This is a genomic window from Burkholderia paludis, assembly GCF_000732615.1.
GTDB classification, from domain to species: Bacteria; Pseudomonadota; Gammaproteobacteria; order Burkholderiales; family Burkholderiaceae; genus Burkholderia; species Burkholderia paludis.
Map to the genome: position 1 here is coordinate 40,379 of NZ_JPGL01000023.1, position 20,595 is coordinate 60,973.

Below are 20,595 nucleotides of genomic sequence, written 5' to 3' on the forward strand. Positions count from 1 at the left end.
CGCGCGCCGCCCGTGCAAGCTCAACGCACGCCCCAGCAAGCTGCGCCAGACGCATCGGCGCCATCGTTTCGCGCATTGCCTTTCGTCCCGTCGGAACGCAGCGTGAACACGCCGCAGGCATCGTCGCGCATCGGCCCCGTGTCGAGCGGGCTGGCCTGCAGTTCGTAGCTCACCGGCGAATCGTCGCCGTCCGGTAGCCGGAGCGTCAACCGGTAGACCGCGCGCCCGTCCGGCGGCGCCTGCGCGAGCGCATCGGGCAGCGTCGAAGGCGGCGCGCCGTCCAGCATTTCGAGATATTGGGATGCCTGGAACAGCGCGGCCGCCGCCGACGCGCGATGAACGCGCGCGACATGCTCGCGATACGACGGAATGCCCCATCCGGCCAGCACCGCGACGATCGCAAGCGCGACCATCAGCTCGATCAGCGTGAGACCCGGCGACCGGGGTGCGAAAACGCGGCCGCTCATCGAAACACCGTCGCAACGTGTCGCCAGCGCAACGCGACGACATGCCCGTCGAGGATCGCGACCTGATGCTGCAGCCAGACGGCGCTCGACGCATGCGCGCCGACACCGCGCGCGGTGACGAGATACGCGCGGGCGCCGACCGGCCCCGCCCCGCGCCACGCCTCGATCAGGCACCGCGGCGGCTGCGCGGCCATCGGCCATCCGGCGAACGGCGCGAACGCTTCGGCGGCCGCCAGCGCCGGCATGCGCCGCCAGGCTTGCGGCTCCGCGTACGATTCGCCTTCGCTCACGTAAGGCGCCGAGCCCGCGCGCAATCGTGCGGTACATGCCGCCAGCGCAGCATCGGCCGCGTGGAATGCAACCAGCCGATCGGACAAGGCGCGCGTGCGGCGCGATTCCGTCAGCGCGGCTTCGAACCATGTGCCCGTCAGCGCTGCAACCGCTGCCCCGACCGCAATCACCGCAGGCAATGCAAGGCCCACATCGCGACGCCGGCCACGACCAGTTGACCGCAAGTGTAGGCGCTGCTCGTGCCCGCGCGTCGTCGGGACATCCGCCCCGGCGGACTGCCGCGGCTTGACGCCGCTTGTCGCGAGGCCCCGTTGCGGGTGGCCTGTCGCGACGCATCGCAGCCGCGCCGGCCTGTACCGCCCCGCTCCGTTCATCGCGGCGCCTCACCGGCCAGAGTTGGGGCACGCAACGTATCGTCGAACGCGGCCGTGGAATTCCTCAACGCGACGATACGATCGAGCGTCAAACGCGCGCGGCCGTCCTGCGCGGCAACAGCGCGGCCACCGCAGTCGGCATGCCGCGCCGGCTCGCGCATCGGTTCGCCACGCGCCCGCACGCAGACATGTATGGCCACGACCTCACGCCAATCGTCGATGCGCATTGCATCGGCGTCGACGAACTGCGCGCCGCCGCGCCGAAGATAGCGCACCCGCATTTGATCGATTCCCGACACGACGGGCTGCGGCGTGCCGGCACGGCCGTTTCCTTCGCAATACAGTTCGGGCTCGCCCGTCGACGGACTGACGTGCACATCGAAGCGGTTCTCGACCGGCGCACGTTCGCCAGGCACGCCGACGCCCTGTCCGAGGCAATCCGACACCTGGCCGCTCACGGTGGGCCACGTCGACACGGCATCGCCGACATACCGGATCAGCAACGCATCCGACGCTGCGCGTGCGGGTTCGCACCGCACCCGTGCGCCATCGCCCTTCACGCGCGCCATCGAACAGCCGAACACGGGCGGCAACGACGCCCCCGCGTCGGCATCGAGCGGCCGGAATCCTGCCATCCGGATCTGCTGGCCGATCAGCGTCAGTGCGGAGGCGGCCGCGTCGCGCATCCGGAACCCGTCTTCCGCACGCCGCTGCGCGACACGCTGTGCGTGGTACAGCGCACCGGCCGCCGCGAGCACAAGGAGGCCAACGGTCATCGCAATCAACACTTCGAGCAGCGTATGCGCGCGCTGGCCGCGGCGATCAGCGTTCATCGGCGCCTGCCTCCCGGAACGGCACCCGGACACACGCCGGCGGCCGCGCCGATACGCGTGCCTCGTCGCATCGCGACGCGGCAGCCGCATTGTCGCTCCGCCAGCCGACAATTGCGTAGCGAACGCCATCCGGCCCGTCGGCACGCGAGATCGCACCGCCCGGCAACGACGCCGCCGCCAGCGCCGCGAGACCGTCGCCGGCCTCCGGGGCCGCGTGCGAGCGCTCGATCCGCGCATCGGCCAGCCACAGCGCTCGTTCGCGCCAGATCGTCGCCTGCTGCGCACGCGCCATCGTGAGCTGGCTGCCGGCCACCGCCAGCATCACCGTTGCGAGCAGCGCGATGGCCAGCGTCGCCTCGATCAGCGACGTGCCGCGCATGAAATTACCCATCGCGATCACGCCGCGTCGCAACGGCCGGCGACGACGCGCGCCCGACCGCCTGCCGCGATCCGCACGCAACGGGAAACGCGCGCGTCGTCTGCGTCCGGCCCGCTACGGCGCGGCCGCAATTCGAAACGCCGGATCCCGCCGATGGCCTGACCGACCGGCGGCGCGAACGCCAGATCGTGCGCGGCCCCCGCGACGGCCACTTCGGCATCGCGCGGATAGCGTCGCAGCACACGCGACTGCCCGTCGACCTGCCCGCTGACGATCCAGTCGCACGACCATTCGGCCGGATCGCTCCGCTCACCGGCCCGCAGACAGGTGCCGCCGGCCCCGGCCCGGCACAGCGTGACGCGCGTACCGAGACGCGCCGCCTCGGTGCGCGCGAACGACAGCGCGCCGAGCAGCGCGCGCGAGCGTGCATCCACGCGTTCGCGCATGCGCCACTGGTCGAACGCGGGCGCCGCATACAGCGCGAGCCCGGCGGCCAACGAGATGGCGACCATCAGCTCGACGAGCGTGAACCCGCCCGGGCGTCGAGCCACTTCATTCAGGGGGTGAGAGCGCAGCCGCATCGCAGTCGTCCTTCGCCAACATGATGCGAAAAGGGTAGCGACGCGTGCGAGTGAACGCCATTTGCCGAACGGCCGACTGGCGGCATGCGGCCGCGACCGACACAATCGGCGCGAACTGAACCAGCGGAGAAAACGATGAACGGACGCAGCGCGTCAGCGCTTACGCGGCGCCTTGGCGGGAGAAGCGCGACGGAACTCTTCGATCACGTCGGCAAATTCGGAAACGTCCTCGAACCGGCGATACACCGATGCGAAGCGGACATAGGCGATCGTATCGAGGCCGCGCAACTCGTTCATCACGAGTTCGCCGAGCTTCTCGCTACGCACTTCACGCTCGCCGGTGGCGAGCAGCTGATATTCGATGCGGGCGACCGCCGCGTCGATCGCGTCCGCGGCAACCGGCCGCTTGCGCAGCGCGAGTTGCATGCTGGCGACGATCTTGCGACGGTCGAATTCGGTGCGGCTGCCGTCCTTCTTCACGACGAACGGCAGGGACAGCTCGACCCGCTCGTACGTCGTGAAGCGCTTGTCGCAAGCCGAGCAGCGACGGCGCCGCCGAATCGCGGCGCCATCTTCGGACACGCGCGAGTCAACGACCTGCGTGTCGTCATGCCGGCAGAACGGGCAGCGCATCGTCGATCAGCGATAGACCGGGAAACGCTTGGTCAGCTCGGCGACCTGTGCGCGCACGCGCTCGATCGTCGCCGTATCTTCCGGGTTCTCCAGCACGTCCGCGATCAGGTTGCCCACCTGCTCCGCTTCCGCCGGACCGAAGCCGCGCGTCGTCATCGCCGGCGAACCCAGCCGCACGCCACTCGTCACGAACGGCTTTTCCGGATCGTTCGGGATCGCGTTCTTGTTCACCGTGATGTGCGCCGCGCCGAGCGCCGCTTCCGCCGCCTTGCCCGTGATGTTCTTCGCGCGCAGGTCCACCAGCATCACGTGGCTTTCCGTGCGGCCCGACACGATCCGCAGACCGCGCTTCACCAGCGTCTCGGCCAGCACGCGTGCGTTCTCGACCACCTTCTCCTGGTACGCCTTGAACTCCGGCGACAGCGCTTCCTTGAACGCCACCGCCTTCGCCGCGATCACGTGCATCAGCGGGCCGCCCTGGATCCCCGGGAAGATCGCCGAGTTGATCGGCTTCTCGAATTCCGCCTTCATCAGGATCACGCCGCCGCGCGGGCCGCGCAGGCTCTTGTGCGTCGTCGTCGTCACGAAATCCGCGTGCGGCACCGGGTTCGGGTACACGCCCGCCGCGATCAGGCCCGCGTAGTGCGCCATGTCCACCATCAGGTATGCGCCCACCGACTTCGCGATCTTCGCCAGTCGTTCGAAGTCGATCTTCAGCGCGAACGCCGACGCGCCCGCGACGATCAGCTTCGGCTTGTGTTCCTGCGCCAGCTTCTCCGCCGCTTCGTAATCGATGTCTTCCTGCTCGTTCAGGCCGTAGCTCACGACGTTGAACCACTTGCCCGACATGTTCACCGGCGAGCCGTGCGTCAGGTGACCGCCGTGCGCGAGGCTCATGCCCATGATCGTGTCGCCCGGCTTGAGCATCGCGAAGAACACGCCCTGGTTCGCCTGCGAACCCGAGTTCGGCTGCACGTTCGCCGCTTCCGCGCCGAACAGCTGCTTCACGCGGTCGATCGCCAGCTGCTCGACGACGTCGACGTATTCGCAGCCGCCGTAGTAGCGCTTGCCCGGATAACCTTCCGCGTACTTGTTCGTGAGCTGCGAGCCCTGCGCAGCCATCACCGCCGGGCTCGTGTAGTTTTCCGACGCGATCAGCTCGATGTGATCTTCCTGGCGGCGGTTTTCCTGCTCGATCGCCGCGAAGATTTCGGGATCGACGTTCGCGATGGTGCTTTGGGCTCTGTCAAACATACGGTTTCCGTTAAGTGTGTACAGGTTGACCGGAGTGGCCGAGTACGAGGCATTGCAGGCGGGACCGGCTCGACGTGGCGGAAGGATCCGTATGACGCGAGGCAGGACAGCCACCGGCAATGCACGCGACGGCGCACAACGGCTGCCCAGGCGAACGGCAAAAACGGCGCCCCGCGCTTCACGGTGGGATGCTCCACCTTGAACCCGAAGGGTTCTTATCGCCAGTCACGCAGGGGTGATGAGCGCGTTAGTGTATTGGATGCGTCATGAATAGGCAACCGCGCGGCAGGCCGCCGGAGGCAATTGGGGCCAGACTCTACGCGCCCGTGCCGGAACGCTGTGACGCCTTGCCGCGGTGCGGCAATCTCAGTAGGCTTGCGGGATCTCACCCGCTATTTTGTCATCGACCAGGAGCAGCAATGATCGTGTTCGTCACAGGCGCGTCCGCCGGCTTCGGCGCCGCCATCGCCCGTGCCTTCGTCAAGGGCGGCCACCGCGTCGTCGCGACCGCGCGCCGCAAGGATCGTCTCGACGCACTCGCCGCCGAGCTCGGCGATTCCCTTCTGCCGTTCGAGCTCGACGTGCGCGACCGCGCAGCCGTCGAGGCGGTGCCGGCCGCCCTTCCCGCGGAGTTCGCGGCGCTCGACGTGCTCGTCAACAACGCCGGCCTCGCGCTCGGCGTCGAGCCGGCCCAAAAGGCCAGCCTCGACGAGTGGCACACGATGATCGACACGAACTGCGCGGGCCTCGTCACGGTCACGCACGCGCTGCTGCCCGGCATGATCGCGCGTGGCCGCGGCCATATCTTCAACCTCGGCTCGGTCGCGGGTTCGTACCCTTATGCGGGCGGCAATGTGTACGGCGCCACCAAGGCATTCGTCCGGCAATTCAGCCTGAACCTGCGCGCCGACCTGCTCGGCACGCCGCTGCGCGTCACCGACATCGAGCCCGGCCTGTGCGGCGGCACCGAGTTCTCGAACGTCCGCTATCGCGGCGACGACGCAAAAGCAGCGAACGTCTACCACAACGTACAGCCGCTCATGCCCGAGGACATCGCCGACACCATCTACTGGATCGCAACCCGCCCGGCACACGTCAACGTCAACACGATCGAGCTGATGCCGATCGCGCAGGCACCCGGCGGCCCGACCGTCTACCGCGGCTGAAGCCCGCGGGCCCGGCCTCGGGCCGGCCCGCGTTGTGCTACGGCGTACTACATTCCGTTACGAATCGGTTACGAATCGGGCCTCGGCCTTCCGGTAGAATGCGCGCCATGACTCAGCCTACCCGCTCCCCGGACGCGCCCTCCGGCTTTATCTGGCCGGTACGCGTGTACTACGAGGATACCGACGCAGGCGGCATCGTCTTCTATGCCAACTACCTGAAGTTCTTCGAACGCGCCCGCACCGAATGGCTGCGCGCGTGCGGCATCGACCAGCGTCGGCTCGCCGACGATACCGGCGCGATCTTCGTCGTCCGCAGCACGTCGCTCGACTACCGCGCGCCGGCGCGACTCGACGACACGCTGGCGATCACGAACCGGCCGGAACGCATCGGCCGCGCGTCGGTGGAACTGTCGCAGGAAGCCTGGTGCGGAGACACGCTGCTCGTGGCCGGGCACATCCGCCTCGGCTGCGTCGACCGTACCGGCATCCGGCCCGCGGCCATCCCGCCGGCCGTGCTCGCCGCGCTGCAGCGCGGGCCCGCCGTCGACACCGGGCACACCGTATTGTCAACGCAGCGCGTCTGAGCGCCGTTTAGACAAAGCCCATGAACTTGCCTTTCTGATTCGATACTAAGCAAGGTTCGGCGTCAGGCATGGCCGGCGCGCCGCGCCGTACGCAGACCGGACGCCCTTGCCGGGCACCCCCGAAGGGACGTTACTCAAACCTCTATGAACACTTCTCAAGACCTGTCGATCATTTCCCTCGTCCTCAACGCGAGCGTGCTGGCCCAGGCCGTGATGGGACTCCTGCTGTTGCTGTCGCTGATGTCGTGGACCTTCATCTTCCGCAAGTGGTTCGCGATCCGCCGCGCACGCGCGCAGACCGAACGCTTCGAGAAGGATTTCTGGTCGGGCGGCGACCTGCAGGCGCTCTACCAGAGCGCGGCCAACAACCGCCACACGATCGGCGCGCTCGAGCGCATCTTCGAATCGGGGATGCGCGAATTCCTGAAGGCGAAGGAAAAGCGCATCAGCGATCCGGGCCTCGTGCTCGACGGTGCGCGCCGCGCGATGCGCGCGTCGTTCCAGCGTGAAATGGACGTGCTCGAAGCGAACCTCGCGTTCCTCGCGTCGGTCGGCTCGGTCAGCCCGTACATCGGCCTGTTCGGTACGGTCTGGGGGATCATGAACTCGTTCCGCGGCCTCGCGAACGTACAGCAGGCGACGCTCGCGAACGTCGCGCCGGGAATCGCCGAGGCGCTCGTCGCCACCGCGATCGGCCTGTTCGCCGCCATTCCGGCGGTGGTCGCGTACAACCGCTACGCGCACGACATCGACCGCCTCGCGATCCGCTTCGAGACCTTCATCGAAGAGTTCTCGAACATCCTGCAGCGTCAGGCCCAGTAAGGAGCGCGCCATGGCAGGAAGCCCCATCCGATCCAGCATGCGCGGCGGCCGCTCGCGCCGTGCAATGGCCGACATCAACGTCGTGCCGTACATCGACGTCATGCTGGTGCTGCTCGTGATCTTCATGGTCACCGCACCGCTCGTCGCCCCGTCGATCATCAACCTGCCGACCGTCGGCAACGCCGCGCCGCAGGAGCAGACGCCGCCCGTCGTCGTCAACATCAAGGCCGACCGCACGATGAGCGTCAAGTACAAGGGCGACTCGGGCGCGACCCAGGAAGACACGATGACGAAGGCCGAGCTCGACAGCTTCATCGCGGCCCGGCAGGCCGACCATCCCGACCAGCCGGTCGTCATCGCGGCCGACAAGACCGTGCAGTACGATGCAGTCATGACCGTGATGTCCGATCTGAAGGCGCGCGGCGTCAAGCGCGTCGGCCTCCTCGTCAAATCGCAATGAACCGGCAGCAACCCAACCGCAGCACCGCCTACCCGCCTCAGCCTCCCCGCGAGCGCGGCACCTGGCGCGCATTCGCGCTCGCCGCGCTGATGCACGTGCTGCTCGCGCTGTTCCTCTATCACGGCGTGCAATGGCAGAACAGCACGCCGGCCGGCTCCGAAGCCGAGCTGTGGACCGAAGTGCCCGACGTCCCCGCGCCGCGGCCCGTCGTGCCGCCGGTCGTGACGCCGCCCGTGAAGGCCGAGCCGCCCCCTCCCCCGGTGCGCGACGAGCAGGCCGACATCGCGCTGCAGCAGAAGAAGCGGCAGCAGGAAGCGGCGGCGCGTGAAGCGCTGCTCGAGCAGCAGCGCCGCGCGCAGCAGTTGAAGGCCCGGCAGGAAGAGGACGCCCGGCGCGCGCAGCTCGCGGCGCAACAGGCCGCCGCACTCGCCGCGCAGAAGGCCGAGGAGCGCGACAGGCAGAAGCAGGCCGACAAGCTCCGGCAACAGCAGCTCGCCGAACAGCAAAAGCGCGAGCAGCAGAAGCTCGAACAGCAGAAACTCCAGAAGCAGGCGCAGCTCGACGCGCAGCAGGCGGCGAAGGCGAAAGCCGACGCGGCCGCGAAGGCAAAGGCGGAAGCGCAGGCCAAGGCGAAGGCCGAAGCCGCAGCGCATGCGAAGGCAACTGCGGCGGCGAACGCGAAGCTCGACCGCGAGCGCAGCGCACGTCTCGCGCAGATGCAGGGCCTGTCCGGCGGCGGCGAAGGCGGCGGCGAAGGCCTCGCGAAGAGCGGCACGGGCACGGGTTCCGGCGGCAATGCCGCGACGCCCGGCTATGCCGACAAGGTGCGCCGCCGCGTCAAACCGAACATCTTCTGGAGCGGCGAGCGAGAAGGCCTGACCACCGTCGTCAAGATTCGGTGCACGCCGTCCGGTGACGTATTGAGCGCATCGGTTTCCCGCTCCAGCGGGAATTCGGGGTGGGATCAAGCCGTGATCAACGCGATCCGCGCGTCGGTCCCGTTGCCGCCCGATTCTAACGGTCGTACCCCGTCGGACATTACGATTACCTTCAGGGCTGCGGAGTGAAAGGAAATGCGCTTAAACTCCGGGCATCGCTGTCAGACGGGAACGAATCGGGTATTTTTACTGTCTCTGCGGTTGCGCAGCGATTCAAGTCATACGGGAAGCAAGAAGCATGAGTTTGATGACAAAGCTAGGTTTCAGGGCACTCGTGGCCTCGTGTCTGATTACGGCGGGCAGCGCCGCTAACGCCCAGGTCAACGTGCTGATCACCGGTGTCGGGTCGACCCAGTTCCCCATTGCCACGGCGAATTTCACGAACGAGGCGAACCTGCCGCAGCAGGTCACGTCGATCGTCCGCTCCGACCTCGCCCGCAGCGGCAAATTCACCAACATCGACGCAGGCAGCACGCCCGTCCCCGAGACCGCATCGGTCGATCTCGGCGCGTGGAAGGCCAAGGGCGCGAACGCGTTCGTCGCCGGCAGCGTCAACCGCGAGTCGAACGGCCAGTACAAGGTCAACTTCATCCTGTACGACACCGTGAAGCAGCAAAGCCTCGGCGGCCTGTCGCTGACGGCCACCGACACCACGCTGCGCACCGCCGGCCACAAGATCGCCGACTACATCTACCAGAAGCTGCTCGGCGTGCGCGGCGTGTTCGCCACGCGGCTGTCGTACGTGATCAAGACCGGCAACCGTTACCAGTTGCAGATCTCGGATTCGGACGGCCAGAACCCGCGCATCGCGCTGTCGAGCACCGAGCCGATCATCTCGCCGTCCTGGTCGCCGACCGGCACCAAGGTCGCGTACGTCTCGTTCGAGCGCAAGAAGCCGATCGTCTACATCCATGACCTGCCGACCGGCCGCCGCTACATCGTGTCCGACCAGAAGGGCAACAACAGCGCGCCGGCGTGGTCGCCGGACGGCAACACGCTCGCCGTCGCGCTGTCGCTGACGGGCAACACGCAGATCTACACGGTCAATTCGACCGGCGGCGGCCTGCGCCGCCTCACGCAGAGCGGCTCGATCGACACCGAGCCGTTCTACTCGCCGGACGGCCGCTGGATCTACTTCACGAGCGATCGCGGCGGTGCGCCGCAGATCTACCGGATGTCCGCGCAGGGCGAAAGCGCCGGCGGCGCGCAGCGCGTGACCTTCACCGGCAGCTACAACACGAGCCCGCGCGTGAGCCCGGACGGCAAGCTGCTCGCTTATATCTCCCGCACGGGTGGGGGCTTCAAGCTGTACGTGCAGGATCTGCAGACCGGCGCGGCGAACGCCATCACGAATACGAATCGCGACGAATCGCCGAGCTTCGCGGCAAACGGCCAGTACCTTCTGTACGCCACCCAGTCGGGTGGTCGCAACGTTCTGGCTGCAGTGCCCTCCGACGGCAGCGCGCCGCCGCAAATCCTGTCCGTCCAGGGCGGCTCCGTTCGTGAGCCGTCGTGGGGGCCCTTCATGCAATGACCACAAGGAGAGTAACCATGATGTCGAATAAAGCTCGTCTGGCCCTGGCCGTGATGATGATCAGCGCGCTCGCAGCGTGCAAGTCGGGCGTGAAGCTCGACGAAAACGCGAACAACGCGGGCGCGGTCAGCACCCAGCCGAGCGCCGACAATGTCGCGCAAGTGAACGTCGATCCGCTGAACGACCCGAACAGCCCGCTCGCGAAGCGCAGCATCTACTTCGACTTCGACAGCTATTCGGTGAAGGACGACTACCAGCCGCTGATGCAGCAACACGCCCAGTACCTGAAGAGCCACCCGCAGCGCCACGTGCTGATCCAGGGCAACACCGACGAACGCGGCACGAGCGAGTACAACCTCGCGCTGGGCCAGAAGCGTGCGGAAGCCGTCCGCCGTGCGATGGCACTGCTCGGCGTGTCCGATTCGCAGATGGAAGCCGTGAGCCTCGGCAAGGAAAAACCGCAGGCAACGGGTCACGACGAAGCATCGTGGGCGCAGAACCGTCGCGCCGACCTCGTCTACCAACAGTAAGTAACGGAAGAATCGCCGTATGACGCACCGTGTATCCTGGCTGCGCATTGCCGCAGCATTCTGCGTCGCCGGCGCGGCGTGGTCGGCCGCGCCGGCGCACGCCGGCATGTTCGACGACAACGACGCGCGCCGCGCCGTGCTCGATCTGCGCAGCAAGAGCGACAACCTGGCCAGCCAGCTGTCGGCCGCCCAGCGGACGATCATCGATCAAACCGGCCGTATCGACCAGCTGAACCAGCAGGTCGCGACGCTGCGCGGCGAGAACGAGGACCTGACGAACCGGCTGACGACGCTCGAGCGGCAGCAGAAGGAGTACTACCAGGATCTCGACACGCGGCTCAAGAAGTTCGAGCCGCAGCAGGCGACGATCGACGGCGTGGAAGGCACCGTGCAGCCGGGTGAAACCGACGCGCTCAGCGCGGCGCAGCAGCAGTTCCGCAACGGCAACTTCAAGGCGGCGGCGGCTTCGTTCCGCGCGTTCATCGCGAAGTATCCGCAGAGTCCGTACCAGCCGACCGCACAGTACTGGTACGGCAATGCGCAATACGCGCTGCGCGACTACCGCGGCTCGACTGCAACGTGGCAAGGGATCGTCAGCAAGTTCCCGCAGCACCCGCGTGCGGCCGATGCGCTCGTGGCCATCGGCACGAACCAGCTCGAGCAAGGCCAGAAAGCGGCCGCGAAGAAGACGTACGAGCAGGTCGTTTCGCAGTATGCCGGGTCGAATGCAGCGCAGACGGCACAGGGCAAGCTCGAAACCATCAAATAATTATGGCGGCGGGTTGTTGACAGACCAATAACCCGCCACTATAATCTTTTGCTCTTCGGGTCGAAGCCAAGTTGTTGAGGCAACGACCTGACAGTGACAGGTTTCAAGAACGTGGGGTGGTAACTCAGTTGGTTAGAGTATCTGACTTTTAATCAGAGAGTCGAGGGTTCGAGTCCCTCCCACCCTACCAACTATCTTCGATAGTGCAATCAAAGCCTCCCCTGCGGAGGCTTTTTTGCGTCTGTCGCCTGGTGCAGCCGGGCTCGGCAGTGCGAGCACGCGTTCGAACCAGGCACGACCCGCCAGCCCCTTGCACCCCGCCCTGCCGGAACTCGCGCACCATCGGCTGCAAGCCCGCCGCGCGCTCAACCGCGTCCGGTCCCGCCGGCCCGCGAAAGCAGCGATTGGCCCGTCAGGCCGGCATAAAGAAGCGCGATCGTGAAAGCGATCGCCATCAGCGAATCGAGCCAGTTGTTCGTGAACGTATCGACTTGCGCGGTGATCCGCGGCCTGGCCGGATCGTAGCGAACCGGAACGGTATCGCCGACCTCCGTCGACACGAAGCTCCCCGGAAACGATACGCGCTCGCCGCTTCGCGTCACGAACTCGATCTGCGGGTGATGTGCGCCGTGGTTCAACCGGACGACCGTCCCCTGGACGGCGACCGATGTCCGCATGAAAGCAAGTTGCTCGTCGATTGACGTCACGCTCCAGAACGCCGCGAGCGCGCCGAGCGCCAGCGCAACGCAATTGAATCTGCGCGCTACGCCGGCCATCAGGCCTGCCACGTCCGGACGACGCACGGCCCGCCCGCCGGCGGGCAGGCGGCAATCGCCCCGGCGATCAAGGCTGACGCCCGCTCGCCGCCACGGCCCCTTCCGCCGTCGCTGCCGCCACCGGCACCTGGGCCGCCGCCGCGCCCGGCGCGCGCAACCGCACGATTCCCTTCTCCCCGACTTCGACAAGCAGATCGCCCTGCGGCGTGACGGCCATGCCCGCCGGACGATTCAGCGATCCCGGCAGTGCGCCCGGCCGATTGCCGCGCAGCCCGAGCTGCCCGGCGATCACCGCCGCGTCGCCCCGCGCGTCGATCCGCAACACGGTGTGGTTGCCGCTGTCGCTCACGTAGACGTTGCCGTTCGCATCGGCCGCGATCCGGTCGGGCATGCACCACGTCCAGTCGCAACTGATCAGGTTGTTCGTCAGACGGTCTTCCTCGTCGCGCGACTTCGCGCCGGCAAGCGCGCCGTAGTACGCGTGCTCCGCGGCCGGCCACGGCCCGGGCAGGAAATGAATCCGGTGAGCGCCGGTCGCGGGGTCGATCTGCCAGACCACGTCGCGACTCAGCACGTACAACTGCCCTTGCGGTCCGATCGCCAGATCCTCGTAGCTGCCGGGCCGCCGCCTGCTCGCGACGAAACGCTCGACGTCTTCGCGTGGAATCTTGTACTGCTGCGCCTCGCGCGCCACCGTCGTCACCGTTCCCGTCGAGAAATCCAGCCGACGGATGCTCGCACCGGTGCCGGCCACATAGGGACTGTCGTCGAGCACGTACAGCCGGCCATCGCGATCGAAACGCAGGTAGCGCGGCCGCCAAAAAGTCGCCTGCGCGAACGGGCCGTCGACCCGCGTCTCGTCGCTGGCCTTGCCGCTCACGGTCTGCACGTTGCCCTGCGGATCGATCCGCCGGATCAGCGCGTTGCCGCTGTCCGCGACATAGAGGTTGCCCGCCGCATCCAGCGCGAGCCCCGACGGATAGCGGAAACGCGCGTTCAGCCGCGGCCCGTCGGCGCGCCCCTTGTCGTCGGGTGCGCCGGCCCACAGCTCGCCCTTGCCGTCCGGCGCGATCCGGTAGATCGCGTCGTCGAGCCGGTCGACGTAGTAGATCGTACCGTCGGCGGCAATCGCGAAATCGTCGTCGACCGAACCGGGCAGGCGGACGACCTTCGCGTCGGCCGTTTCGGCCGCCGGCAACGCGTCGCCGCTGCCGCTCAGCCCCGCGTAAGCGAGCAGGCGGCCGTCCGGCGCCGCCTGCAGGACGACCTCGCCGCTGCCGGTCGTCACCAGCCGGCGGCCCGATCCGTCGATCGCCAGCGACGTCAGATCGCGATCGCCCGAACCGCCGCGACGCGACTCCGGCTGCGCGATACGCACGGTCGCGCCCGGCTTGCCGTCGGCGCCGACGGTCACGATCGACCGTGCGGTGGCCGCGATCATCCGCCCTGCGCCATCGAACGCAAGCGCGAGGTAGTCGGGATCGTCGCGCGTGTCGTTCGCTGCGGCGTTCTCGTCATGCCCGCTCGCCGGCGCGGCCCCGATGAACGGAACGCTGCCGGCCAGCGCCGCAACCGGGCCCGCTTCGGGCGGCACGCGCACGGCGGCGGCCTCGGCCGCGGCGGCTGCGTCGCTCGGGGCATTCGCGCCGCCCGGCGCATCGGCTGCCCCGCACGACACCAGTGGCGTGTAACCGGCGGGCGTTACGTGGCCGAACGTCTTGCCGTCGGTCATCCAGATCGCCCCGTCCGGGCTCGCCGCGATCGCGCGGATTCCCGCCGGCATGCAATCGCCGTCGGGCTGCTTCCATGTGGCCACCGAACCGTCGGTGCCGACGATGCGCAGATGGCCGGTGTACTGCTCGAGCGTCCAGAGCCGGCCCTGCCCGTCCAGTGCGATGACGTCCGGGTGATCGAGCTGCCCGACCCCGTGCGGACCGTCGGCATCGCCCGACTGGCCGGGCACGCCCGCGATCGTCGCAACCGTGCCGTCCGGACGGATCGCGCGCACCAGTGAATTGCCGGCGTCGGCCACGTAGACGGTGCCGTCCGGCGCGCGCACCGCATCGCCCGGCTGGTCGAAGCGCGCAACGGAAGACGCGCCGTCCCGATACGCACGCACGCCGCTGCGGCCGGCCAGCGTCGTCACGTGGCCCTGCGCATCGATATGCCGCACGGTCGACGCGTACTTGTCGGCCACGAGCACGCCGCCGTCGCGATCCGCGTGCAGCCGCAAGCCGCCGGCGAAACGCGCGGCCGCACCTGCGCCGTCGAGGTTGCCCTCCGAACCCGGCGTGCCGGCCACCCATTCGAGCGACGGCCCGCCTGCCAGCGGAACATTGCCGCATGCACTCAGCAGCACGGCCACGGCCGCGCAAGTGGCGATACGCACGCTGAATCCGTTCGTCATCCGGATCATCCTTTTCTCCTTGCCATTCCATTCATGCCCGCTGCCGGCACGCGCATCGCGCACTGCAAGCCGGACGATTCCCGTCGTTCACTCCGAAGCGGCCTGCGCGGCCGGCCGGCAGAACAGCTCGCCGCTGGCGGCCACATAGCCGGCCAGTTGCCCCGGATCGCGCACGTCGAACAGCGACACGCTGCCGTCCTGGCTCGCATTGAGCACCGCGAGCCGGCTGCCGTCCGGACTGAACGCCAGCGCGAGCGGCCATTCGCCGGTGCGGTAGGCGGCGCGCAGCATGCCCGTGGCGCGATCGGCAACCAGCACCGTGTTCTCCTGCGGCAGACTGAACGCCACCATGCGGCCGTCCGGGCTGACCGCGAGGTGATAGCTCGTCAACGCGCGGCAATATTGCGCGGCCTGGCGCGGCTTCAACGTGTTCGCGTCGTAGGCCGCGATACCGTCGCGAAACTGCGCGACCAGATTGCCCGAGCCCGGCTCGACCGCGAGGTCATACGCATCGGCATCGGGAATCGTGCCGACCTGCGCGCGCGTTTGCGTATCGAAGGCGTCGATGCCGCCCGCCACGCCGTTCGTCACGAACAGGCGCCGGCCGTCCGCGGACAGCGCGAGCGCCGCCGGCCGCCCGAACGGCTGATTGGCGGCGTTCCCGCCGCTCAATGCAATCGGCTTGCCGAGCGTGCGGAACGTCGCGAGATCGACGACCGATACGGAATTGGCGACCACGTTCAGCACATAGGCGAGCGCACCGTCCGGCGACACCGCGACGGCTTGCGGAAAGCGCTGCACCTTCGCGACGCTGTCGACTTGCCCGCTGTCGAGGTCGAGCCTCGCCAGCGAATCGGGGCGCATCGAGCTCACGTACGCATGACGTTCGTCGGCGGCGATCGCGATGCCCGTCGCCCCCACGCCGCGACAGAAATTGTCGGGACAGCCGTCCTTCGGCGCCTTCGCCGGGCGATCGCCGAGATCGCGCATGCGCTGCCCGACCGCGACGTCGATGACCGCGACGGTGTTGTCGCCGTTGCTCGCGACGTACAGGCGCTTGCCGTCCGGACCGAACGCGATGCCGGCGGGGCCGTTCCCGACCGCAATGACGGCGGGCGCCCCGGCCTTCGCGGGCGCCGTCTGCGCGGCCGCACCGGCCGCCAGCACTGCGAGCGCCACGGAAAGCGCCGCCCGATGCAGGACCCGCGGCTTGAAATCGACTCTCACTGGCTTGCTCCTGGAAATTGGAAAACACCGCGCGACGGGACGCATCAGCGCACGCTCACGTCGCGCAGCACCGCACCGTATCCCGCGTACAGATTGCCGTCCGGCAGCAACCGCCGCTGCGCGAGCTGCCGGTGCACGACCGGCAACTGATGGAACGGCATGCGCGGGAACAGGTGATGTTCGATATGAAAATGAATCGCGTGCGGGCCGAACAGGAACGTCTGCCATGAACACCGCGCAATCGTGCGCGCGTTGCGGCTCTGGTCGTCGCCGGCCGGCAGCCCCGCGTGCTCGAAGATCGCGCGCACCTGCCCGGCGAGCGGCAGCAGCGTGACGGACGGCACGATCCATAGCCCGACGTACAGCAGCGGATGTCCGGCGAGCGTGAGCACGCCCAGCAACACGCCGTTGCCGGTCAGCATCGTTGCGACCTCCCACACGGCATACGCGCGCGACTTCCCGACCTTCGGCAACGCATGCGCAAACTCGCCGCGCGCGAGCTTCACGACGCTCGTCACGTAGCCGATCCCGCATGCGTACGCGAGCAGGCGGCCGATCAGCCGCGCGCGCGTCACCGGATAGTCGTGCACGCCAAACAGCAGCGCCACGGGATCGTCCGGCTGCATCGGCGCGCGATGGTGTTTCAGATGGCCCGCGCGATAGGTGCGCAGCGACAGCCACAGCGGGCCGGCCGCGAACAGTTGGCCCAGCGCGTCGTTGCAGCGCCGGTTCCGCGCCAGCAATCCGTGCGCCCCCTCGTGCATCATGACCGCGAGCGCGAGCTGGCTGCGCGCGATCACGATCGCGGCGCAGACATACCCGAGCGGATGCGCGAACGCGACCGCCAGCGCGAACGCAGCGGCAATCATCAGCCAGTCGCCCGCCAGCGCCGCGCCGACGCGCAACGCGCTCACGCGAAACAGCGCGGCATCGGGCGCGAACCGAGCGAGCCCGGCATTCGACCCGGCAGGGTGAAGCAGGACATCCGTCACGCGAGCCCCCTGCGCAGCGAACGCCGTTCGACCCACAGCGCACTGACCGCCGCGAGCGCCATGCCGCCCAGCACGTCGGCAACCGTATGCTGCTTGAGCGTCAGCGTCGACACGCAGATCAGCAGGCCGATCGCCGCTGCCGCGCGCCGTTGCCGCTCCGCCAGCATCCGGCAGGCGAGACAGGTCACCGCGACATGCAGGCTCGGAAAGCCGTTGGCCGCGAGATCGAGCTGCCACATGCGCGCGAGGCGATGGCGCACGAACGCATTGCCGATCTCCGCGACGTCGGGCCGCGGCACGGCTTCCGGAAACAGCAGAAAGCAGACGACCCCGCACCCGAACGCGATCAGCACGGCGTCCCTGAACGCGGCGAACGCCGCCGGCCGCGCCTGCCCGGCAAGCGCGATCACGAACGGGAAGAAGCCGACGTAGACGAACCACGACGCCGCGACGAACGGAATCCGCTCGTCGAGCGCCGTCGCAAGCACGTAGCGCGGCGTGACGCCGCGCTCCAGCAGAAAGAAGATCGCGAGGCCGGCTGCCATGCCGAACGTCGCGGCCAGCATCTGGCGGATAGCGGCCCGACGGTCGTCTCGAAACGAAAGCCTGTTCATCGTCGCGCCGGTGCCTCGCATCGCGTATCCAAATCGCGTGCACGGGCCTGCAAAGACAGCGCGAGGATGCGCGACGTCCATGCGGCCACGCGCGCACGCGCCTGTTCGCGGCCGGCGCTCGTCCCGGCCGGCGTGCCGGGATCGCGCATCAGCGCGGCGGCGGCCTGCCCGACCTCCCGCCTGAACGCGGCCGCGTCGCCGCGCCACGTCACGACGCGATGCACGAGCTGCAGCCGTGCCGCGCGCGCGGCGTTGCTCGCCTGCTCGGGCTGGTCGGACTGCACGAGCAGGATCGGGCGGCGATACACGCGCGCGATCGACAGCGCGGCCATGCCGGGCGCCGATACGATCAGCGGCGCGTGCGCGGCGCGCGTCGCCCAGTCGGCGTCGACGCCGCTCCAGCCGTCGTGCCCGGCGTAGCCCTCGCCCACGCGGTGTGCGGCGAGCCCCGCGTCGCGCATGCCGGCCGACAGTGCATCGGCGAGCGCGACGTCGCGAAAGTGCGGATTCAGATAAACGGCCGCGGCCGCCGGCTCGCACACCGGCGGCCCGTTCACGACCGGCACCGGCGTCGGCAAGCGGCAATGCGGGTGCGATCGCTGCGCGGCGTCGGCAACCTCGTACGCAAAATCGTGCTCGATGCGGCCCAGCGCCGAATCGATCTGCCAGTCGACGATCCGCGCGAAAGCGCGCGCCAGCACCGGCGGCAGCCGTGCATCGAAATTCGCGGTCAGCGCGCGGCGCAGGCTGCCGCCGTACACGTGAACGACACGGCGCCGCCAGCCCGGCATCGCGCCCATGAACAGCAGCGCCGGATGAAACGAATCGTTGATCACGAGCGCCGCATCGCGAACGAGCGTCCGCAGCCGCGCGATGTCGCGCAGCATGCGCGTCGGCCTGAACACGTAGTGCGCGACATTGCGATCGGTCGCGTCGCGCAGCATGTTCTGCCGTTCGTCGAACTGCACCGCGTAGTGACGGGACAGCACGGCCGCGTCGATGCCGAACGCGGCCAGGAACGCCTGCCCTTCATCGGACGTCGTCAGCACGTCGACCTGCGCACCGGCCGCGCGCAACGCATGCACGAGCAGTTGCGCGCGCATCAGGTGGCCGCGTGCATCGGCCGTCGCCAGATAGACGATTCGCGGCATCATGCGCGCGGGCGCAGCGACTGGAACCAGCCGGCCGCGTACATCGCCAGCGCGCCGCTCACGCCGAAACCGGCTTCGATCGCGCGGATCTCGTTCAGCAATGCGGCGAGATGCACGACCTCGGACGGCGCGACAAGCCGGCGCAGCGTGTCCGAGCACAGCCGGACGTGCCGCGTCTCGTCCGCGAGCACGCGCGAGAGCAGCGGATACAGCGGATGCGCGGCGCCGATCGTCGCGCAGTGGCGCGCGAGCACGCGCATCGCCATCTGTTCCGCGCACAGGCCGGTCGCGTAGGCCGTCACGAGCACGCCTTGCGCGAAATGCGGCGCGTGGCGCCGCGCGAGCCTGCGCCATCGCATGATCTTGCGCCGGCTCAGCCAGTCGGGCTCGTGCGGCCCGGTCGACGCCGCGACGCCGCGTGCACGCAGCGCATCGGCAAACGCGGCCGCGTGACGGCGCTCGTCCGCGAGATGCTGCTCGATCCGCGGCGCGAGCCAATCCGGCGGCTGTCCGGCCCAGTCCTCGTGCAACGCGCACTCGGTCGCTTCCTCGCCGATCAGGTAGACGCGCAGCATCCAGCGCTCGCCATGCGTGCTGCGATGCAGCCGCCGGATCGCGGCCCGCTTGATGCGATCGACGAGATACGCGCGCACCCGCGCCGCGCCGCGTGGCACGGGCGCATCGAGACAGCCGAAACGCGCGTCGTGCACCGCGGGCAGTTCGCCGGTCGCGATCATGCCGGCACGCCGCGCGCGGCTGCGGATTTCGTCGCGGCGCCCGCGGCGGCGGCCGGATCCCGACGCCATCCGAGGATCAGGCCGACGAAGCTTTCCTGCATGAACGCATGCGCGGACGCGGACGCGCCGGCGAATGCCGCCTCGCGGCCGTTCACGCGCAGATAGCCGCTGCCGTCGCGTGCGCCGAACTCGATCCGGTCGTTCTTCCGGAAGCCGCGCTCGCGGATGTCCTTCACGAGCGCGCTGCCGTCGAGGCCGAACAGGAACAACTCGCGTTGCGCGACCCAGACCGGAATGTGATTGCTCAACGCATCGAAACGGATCGACCACGTGCCGGAGGCGAGCGCATGCCCGACGTCGGCATCGCGCGGCGCATTCGACGTAAAGCTTGCGCGCGCAACCGACTTCGCCAGGCCGCTGACGCCGAGTGAAATCGTGATGTCGTCCGCGGACGGTTGCTTCGGATCGGTCGCACTGACCTGCACCAGATGGCGCGCAAGGCGCGACGCGAGCGACGGATGCGCGAACAGCGCCTGCGTTTCGTCCGGCGTGAGCACGTCGCGCTCGGCGTCGCCCTCCTTCACGCGCACGCGATACGGATCGATCCGCACATCGGTGAAGCGGCCGTGCACGGGTGCGTGGACGTACACGTCGCGGTCCCATTTCGCGCCGTCGCGGCGCAGCAGCACGTGCACGCTCAGCGGCACGCGCCGGCCGCTGGCGTCGATACCCGTGCCCTGCAGCAGTACGTCGCCGAGCACGTCCTGCGGGTGGCGCGTCGCGTCGCTCGAGAAAACGATCGCGTGTGCGTCGGTATCGATGCTCGCATGCACGTCGGGCGCATCGAGGGCGACGCGATTGCACTCCTCCGCAGCCGCGCTCGCGAACGGACAGCCGCTTTGCGACGCGAAATGGTAAATCCCGCGCCCCGCATGATCGACCGGCGCGGCATGGGCGCCGGCGCTGACGGCAAACAGGGCAAGACAGGCAATACGGGTGGCGAGTGAGGGCATGGTCGTCGTCGGAATGGATGCAGGGTGGCGGCGTATCGCGGCCGCGCCGCGAGGCGCGGCGGT

At 68.7% G+C, this 20,595-nt stretch carries 23 protein-coding genes, 1 tRNA gene and 1 riboswitch; of the genes, 9 read left to right on the forward strand and 15 right to left on the reverse strand.

Annotation, left to right across the window (positions count from 1 at the left end):
* Positions 1-20: 20 nt before the first annotated feature.
* From GQ56_RS0115765 to glyA, 7 genes are all read right to left on the reverse strand, one after another.
* A complete protein-coding gene (locus GQ56_RS0115765; RefSeq protein WP_031399566.1) occupies positions 21-467 on the reverse strand; it encodes a type IV pilin protein in 447 nt (148 codons plus the stop codon).
* Positions 464-925: a pilus assembly protein gene (locus GQ56_RS0115770; RefSeq protein ID WP_031399567.1), complete on the reverse strand. Its 462-nt coding sequence runs from the start codon at positions 923-925 to the stop codon at positions 464-466. The genes GQ56_RS0115765 and GQ56_RS0115770 overlap by 4 nt, the downstream gene beginning before the upstream one ends.
* A gap of 203 nt (positions 926-1,128) precedes the next feature.
* The gene (locus GQ56_RS0115775; protein ID WP_043301431.1) at positions 1,129-1,965 is read right to left on the reverse strand and encodes a PilW family protein; all 837 of its coding nucleotides are present in this window, start codon (positions 1,963-1,965) and stop codon (positions 1,129-1,131) included.
* A complete protein-coding gene (locus GQ56_RS0115780) occupies positions 1,955-2,356 on the reverse strand; it encodes a type IV pilus modification PilV family protein (protein ID WP_235212703.1) in 402 nt (133 codons plus the stop codon). Before GQ56_RS0115780 ends, GQ56_RS0115775 begins: the two co-directional genes overlap by 11 nt.
* A gap of 5 nt (positions 2,357-2,361) precedes the next feature.
* Positions 2,362-2,925 (reverse strand): GspH/FimT family pseudopilin, encoded by a 564-nt coding sequence (locus GQ56_RS0115785; protein WP_031399570.1) that lies wholly within the window; start codon positions 2,923-2,925, stop codon positions 2,362-2,364.
* A gap of 153 nt (positions 2,926-3,078) precedes the next feature.
* Positions 3,079-3,558, reverse strand: coding sequence for a transcriptional regulator NrdR (nrdR, locus tag GQ56_RS0115790; protein WP_031399571.1), 480 nt, complete (start codon positions 3,556-3,558; stop codon positions 3,079-3,081).
* A 6-nt stretch (positions 3,559-3,564) separates the two neighbouring features.
* Entirely contained in the window at positions 3,565-4,812 is a 1,248-nt protein-coding gene (gene glyA, locus GQ56_RS0115795; RefSeq protein WP_031399572.1) for a serine hydroxymethyltransferase, read from the reverse strand.
* A 137-nt stretch (positions 4,813-4,949) separates the two neighbouring features.
* A riboswitch (ZMP/ZTP riboswitch) is annotated at positions 4,950-5,051 on the reverse strand.
* Between the two features lie 180 nt (positions 5,052-5,231).
* Between glyA and GQ56_RS0115800 the strand changes: the two genes are divergently transcribed.
* The 9 genes from GQ56_RS0115800 to GQ56_RS0115840 all read left to right on the forward strand — a co-directional run bounded on the left by GQ56_RS0115800 (position 5,232) and on the right by GQ56_RS0115840 (position 11,805).
* On the forward strand, positions 5,232-5,978 hold the full coding sequence (locus GQ56_RS0115800) for an SDR family NAD(P)-dependent oxidoreductase (protein ID WP_031399573.1): 747 nt from the start codon (positions 5,232-5,234) through the stop codon (positions 5,976-5,978).
* 98 nt (positions 5,979-6,076) lie between these two features.
* Positions 6,077-6,562 carry a tol-pal system-associated acyl-CoA thioesterase gene (gene ybgC / locus GQ56_RS0115805; protein ID WP_031399574.1) on the forward strand — a complete coding sequence of 162 codons (486 nt, stop codon included), beginning with the start codon at positions 6,077-6,079 and terminating at the stop codon, positions 6,560-6,562.
* Positions 6,563-6,706: 144 nt separating this feature from the next.
* Complete coding sequence (gene tolQ / locus GQ56_RS0115810) at positions 6,707-7,384, forward strand: protein TolQ (RefSeq protein ID WP_021157170.1); 678 nt, start codon at positions 6,707-6,709, stop codon at positions 7,382-7,384.
* A 10-nt stretch (positions 7,385-7,394) separates the two neighbouring features.
* Complete coding sequence (tolR, locus tag GQ56_RS0115815) at positions 7,395-7,844, forward strand: protein TolR (protein ID WP_031399575.1); 450 nt, start codon at positions 7,395-7,397, stop codon at positions 7,842-7,844.
* Complete coding sequence (gene tolA, locus GQ56_RS0115820) at positions 7,841-8,911, forward strand: cell envelope integrity protein TolA (RefSeq protein ID WP_031399576.1); 1,071 nt, start codon at positions 7,841-7,843, stop codon at positions 8,909-8,911. Before tolR ends, tolA begins: the two co-directional genes overlap by 4 nt.
* 109 nt (positions 8,912-9,020) lie before the next feature.
* Complete coding sequence (gene tolB / locus GQ56_RS0115825) at positions 9,021-10,316, forward strand: Tol-Pal system beta propeller repeat protein TolB (RefSeq protein WP_031399577.1); 1,296 nt, start codon at positions 9,021-9,023, stop codon at positions 10,314-10,316.
* 17 nt (positions 10,317-10,333) lie between these two features.
* Entirely contained in the window at positions 10,334-10,846 is a 513-nt protein-coding gene (pal, locus tag GQ56_RS0115830; protein WP_031399578.1) for a peptidoglycan-associated lipoprotein Pal, read from the forward strand.
* Positions 10,847-10,865: 19 nt separating this feature from the next.
* Positions 10,866-11,615, forward strand: coding sequence for a tol-pal system protein YbgF (gene ybgF, locus GQ56_RS0115835; protein WP_031399579.1), 750 nt, complete (start codon positions 10,866-10,868; stop codon positions 11,613-11,615).
* A gap of 113 nt (positions 11,616-11,728) precedes the next feature.
* Positions 11,729-11,805: transfer RNA gene (locus GQ56_RS0115840), tRNA-Lys, on the forward strand.
* A gap of 175 nt (positions 11,806-11,980) precedes the next feature.
* Here GQ56_RS0115840 and GQ56_RS39365 read toward each other — a convergent pair.
* From GQ56_RS39365 to GQ56_RS0115880, 8 genes are all read right to left on the reverse strand, one after another.
* Positions 11,981-12,391 carry a DUF3592 domain-containing protein gene (locus GQ56_RS39365; RefSeq protein WP_052001110.1) on the reverse strand — a complete coding sequence of 137 codons (411 nt, stop codon included), beginning with the start codon at positions 12,389-12,391 and terminating at the stop codon, positions 11,981-11,983.
* 67 nt (positions 12,392-12,458) lie between these two features.
* Positions 12,459-14,798 (reverse strand): NHL repeat-containing protein, encoded by a 2,340-nt coding sequence (locus tag GQ56_RS0115850; RefSeq protein WP_152601767.1) that lies wholly within the window; start codon positions 14,796-14,798, stop codon positions 12,459-12,461.
* 87 nt (positions 14,799-14,885) lie between these two features.
* Positions 14,886-16,025, reverse strand: coding sequence for a beta-propeller fold lactonase family protein (locus tag GQ56_RS40160; protein WP_161788564.1), 1,140 nt, complete (start codon positions 16,023-16,025; stop codon positions 14,886-14,888).
* A 44-nt stretch (positions 16,026-16,069) separates the two neighbouring features.
* Positions 16,070-17,017 carry a fatty acid desaturase family protein gene (locus GQ56_RS0115860; RefSeq protein WP_031399583.1) on the reverse strand — a complete coding sequence of 316 codons (948 nt, stop codon included), beginning with the start codon at positions 17,015-17,017 and terminating at the stop codon, positions 16,070-16,072.
* A complete protein-coding gene (locus GQ56_RS0115865; RefSeq protein WP_031399584.1) occupies positions 17,014-17,631 on the reverse strand; it encodes a phosphatase PAP2 family protein in 618 nt (205 codons plus the stop codon). The genes GQ56_RS0115860 and GQ56_RS0115865 overlap by 4 nt, the downstream gene beginning before the upstream one ends.
* Positions 17,628-18,785, reverse strand: coding sequence for a glycosyltransferase family protein (locus GQ56_RS0115870; RefSeq protein WP_031399585.1), 1,158 nt, complete (start codon positions 18,783-18,785; stop codon positions 17,628-17,630). The genes GQ56_RS0115865 and GQ56_RS0115870 overlap by 4 nt, the downstream gene beginning before the upstream one ends.
* On the reverse strand, positions 18,782-19,519 hold the full coding sequence (locus tag GQ56_RS0115875) for a hypothetical protein (RefSeq protein ID WP_031399586.1): 738 nt from the start codon (positions 19,517-19,519) through the stop codon (positions 18,782-18,784). Before GQ56_RS0115875 ends, GQ56_RS0115870 begins: the two co-directional genes overlap by 4 nt.
* Positions 19,516-20,532 (reverse strand): hypothetical protein, encoded by a 1,017-nt coding sequence (locus GQ56_RS0115880; protein WP_043301432.1) that lies wholly within the window; start codon positions 20,530-20,532, stop codon positions 19,516-19,518. Before GQ56_RS0115880 ends, GQ56_RS0115875 begins: the two co-directional genes overlap by 4 nt.
* Positions 20,533-20,595 lie beyond the last annotated feature (63 nt).

Bases quoted from the DNA above. Each gene is read 5' to 3' on its own strand.
- GQ56_RS0115780 (WP_235212703.1), bottom strand. From the start codon at position 2,356: ATGGGTAATTTCATGCGCGGCACGTCGCTGATCGAGGCGACGCTGGCC.
- pal (WP_031399578.1), top strand. From the start codon at position 10,334: ATGATGTCGAATAAAGCTCGTCTGGCCCTGGCCGTGATGATGATCAGC.
- GQ56_RS0115875 (WP_031399586.1), bottom strand. From the start codon at position 19,519: ATGATCGCGACCGGCGAACTGCCCGCGGTGCACGACGCGCGTTTCGGC.
- GQ56_RS0115870 (WP_031399585.1), bottom strand. From the start codon at position 18,785: ATGATGCCGCGAATCGTCTATCTGGCGACGGCCGATGCACGCGGCCAC.
- tolQ (WP_021157170.1), top strand. From the start codon at position 6,707: ATGAACACTTCTCAAGACCTGTCGATCATTTCCCTCGTCCTCAACGCG.
- GQ56_RS0115880 (WP_043301432.1), bottom strand. From the start codon at position 20,532: ATGCCCTCACTCGCCACCCGTATTGCCTGTCTTGCCCTGTTTGCCGTC.
- nrdR (WP_031399571.1), bottom strand. From the start codon at position 3,558: ATGCGCTGCCCGTTCTGCCGGCATGACGACACGCAGGTCGTTGACTCG.
- GQ56_RS0115865 (WP_031399584.1), bottom strand. From the start codon at position 17,631: ATGAACAGGCTTTCGTTTCGAGACGACCGTCGGGCCGCTATCCGCCAG.
- GQ56_RS0115775 (WP_043301431.1), bottom strand. From the start codon at position 1,965: ATGAACGCTGATCGCCGCGGCCAGCGCGCGCATACGCTGCTCGAAGTG.
- GQ56_RS0115785 (WP_031399570.1), bottom strand. From the start codon at position 2,925: ATGCGGCTGCGCTCTCACCCCCTGAATGAAGTGGCTCGACGCCCGGGC.
- GQ56_RS0115765 (WP_031399566.1), bottom strand. From the start codon at position 467: ATGAGCGGCCGCGTTTTCGCACCCCGGTCGCCGGGTCTCACGCTGATC.
- GQ56_RS39365 (WP_052001110.1), bottom strand. From the start codon at position 12,391: ATGGCCGGCGTAGCGCGCAGATTCAATTGCGTTGCGCTGGCGCTCGGC.
- glyA (WP_031399572.1), bottom strand. From the start codon at position 4,812: ATGTTTGACAGAGCCCAAAGCACCATCGCGAACGTCGATCCCGAAATC.
- tolB (WP_031399577.1), top strand. From the start codon at position 9,021: ATGAGTTTGATGACAAAGCTAGGTTTCAGGGCACTCGTGGCCTCGTGT.
- tolR (WP_031399575.1), top strand. From the start codon at position 7,395: ATGGCAGGAAGCCCCATCCGATCCAGCATGCGCGGCGGCCGCTCGCGC.
- GQ56_RS0115850 (WP_152601767.1), bottom strand. From the start codon at position 14,798: ATGACGAACGGATTCAGCGTGCGTATCGCCACTTGCGCGGCCGTGGCC.
- tolA (WP_031399576.1), top strand. From the start codon at position 7,841: ATGAACCGGCAGCAACCCAACCGCAGCACCGCCTACCCGCCTCAGCCT.
- GQ56_RS0115800 (WP_031399573.1), top strand. From the start codon at position 5,232: ATGATCGTGTTCGTCACAGGCGCGTCCGCCGGCTTCGGCGCCGCCATC.
- ybgF (WP_031399579.1), top strand. From the start codon at position 10,866: ATGACGCACCGTGTATCCTGGCTGCGCATTGCCGCAGCATTCTGCGTC.
- ybgC (WP_031399574.1), top strand. From the start codon at position 6,077: ATGCGCGCCATGACTCAGCCTACCCGCTCCCCGGACGCGCCCTCCGGC.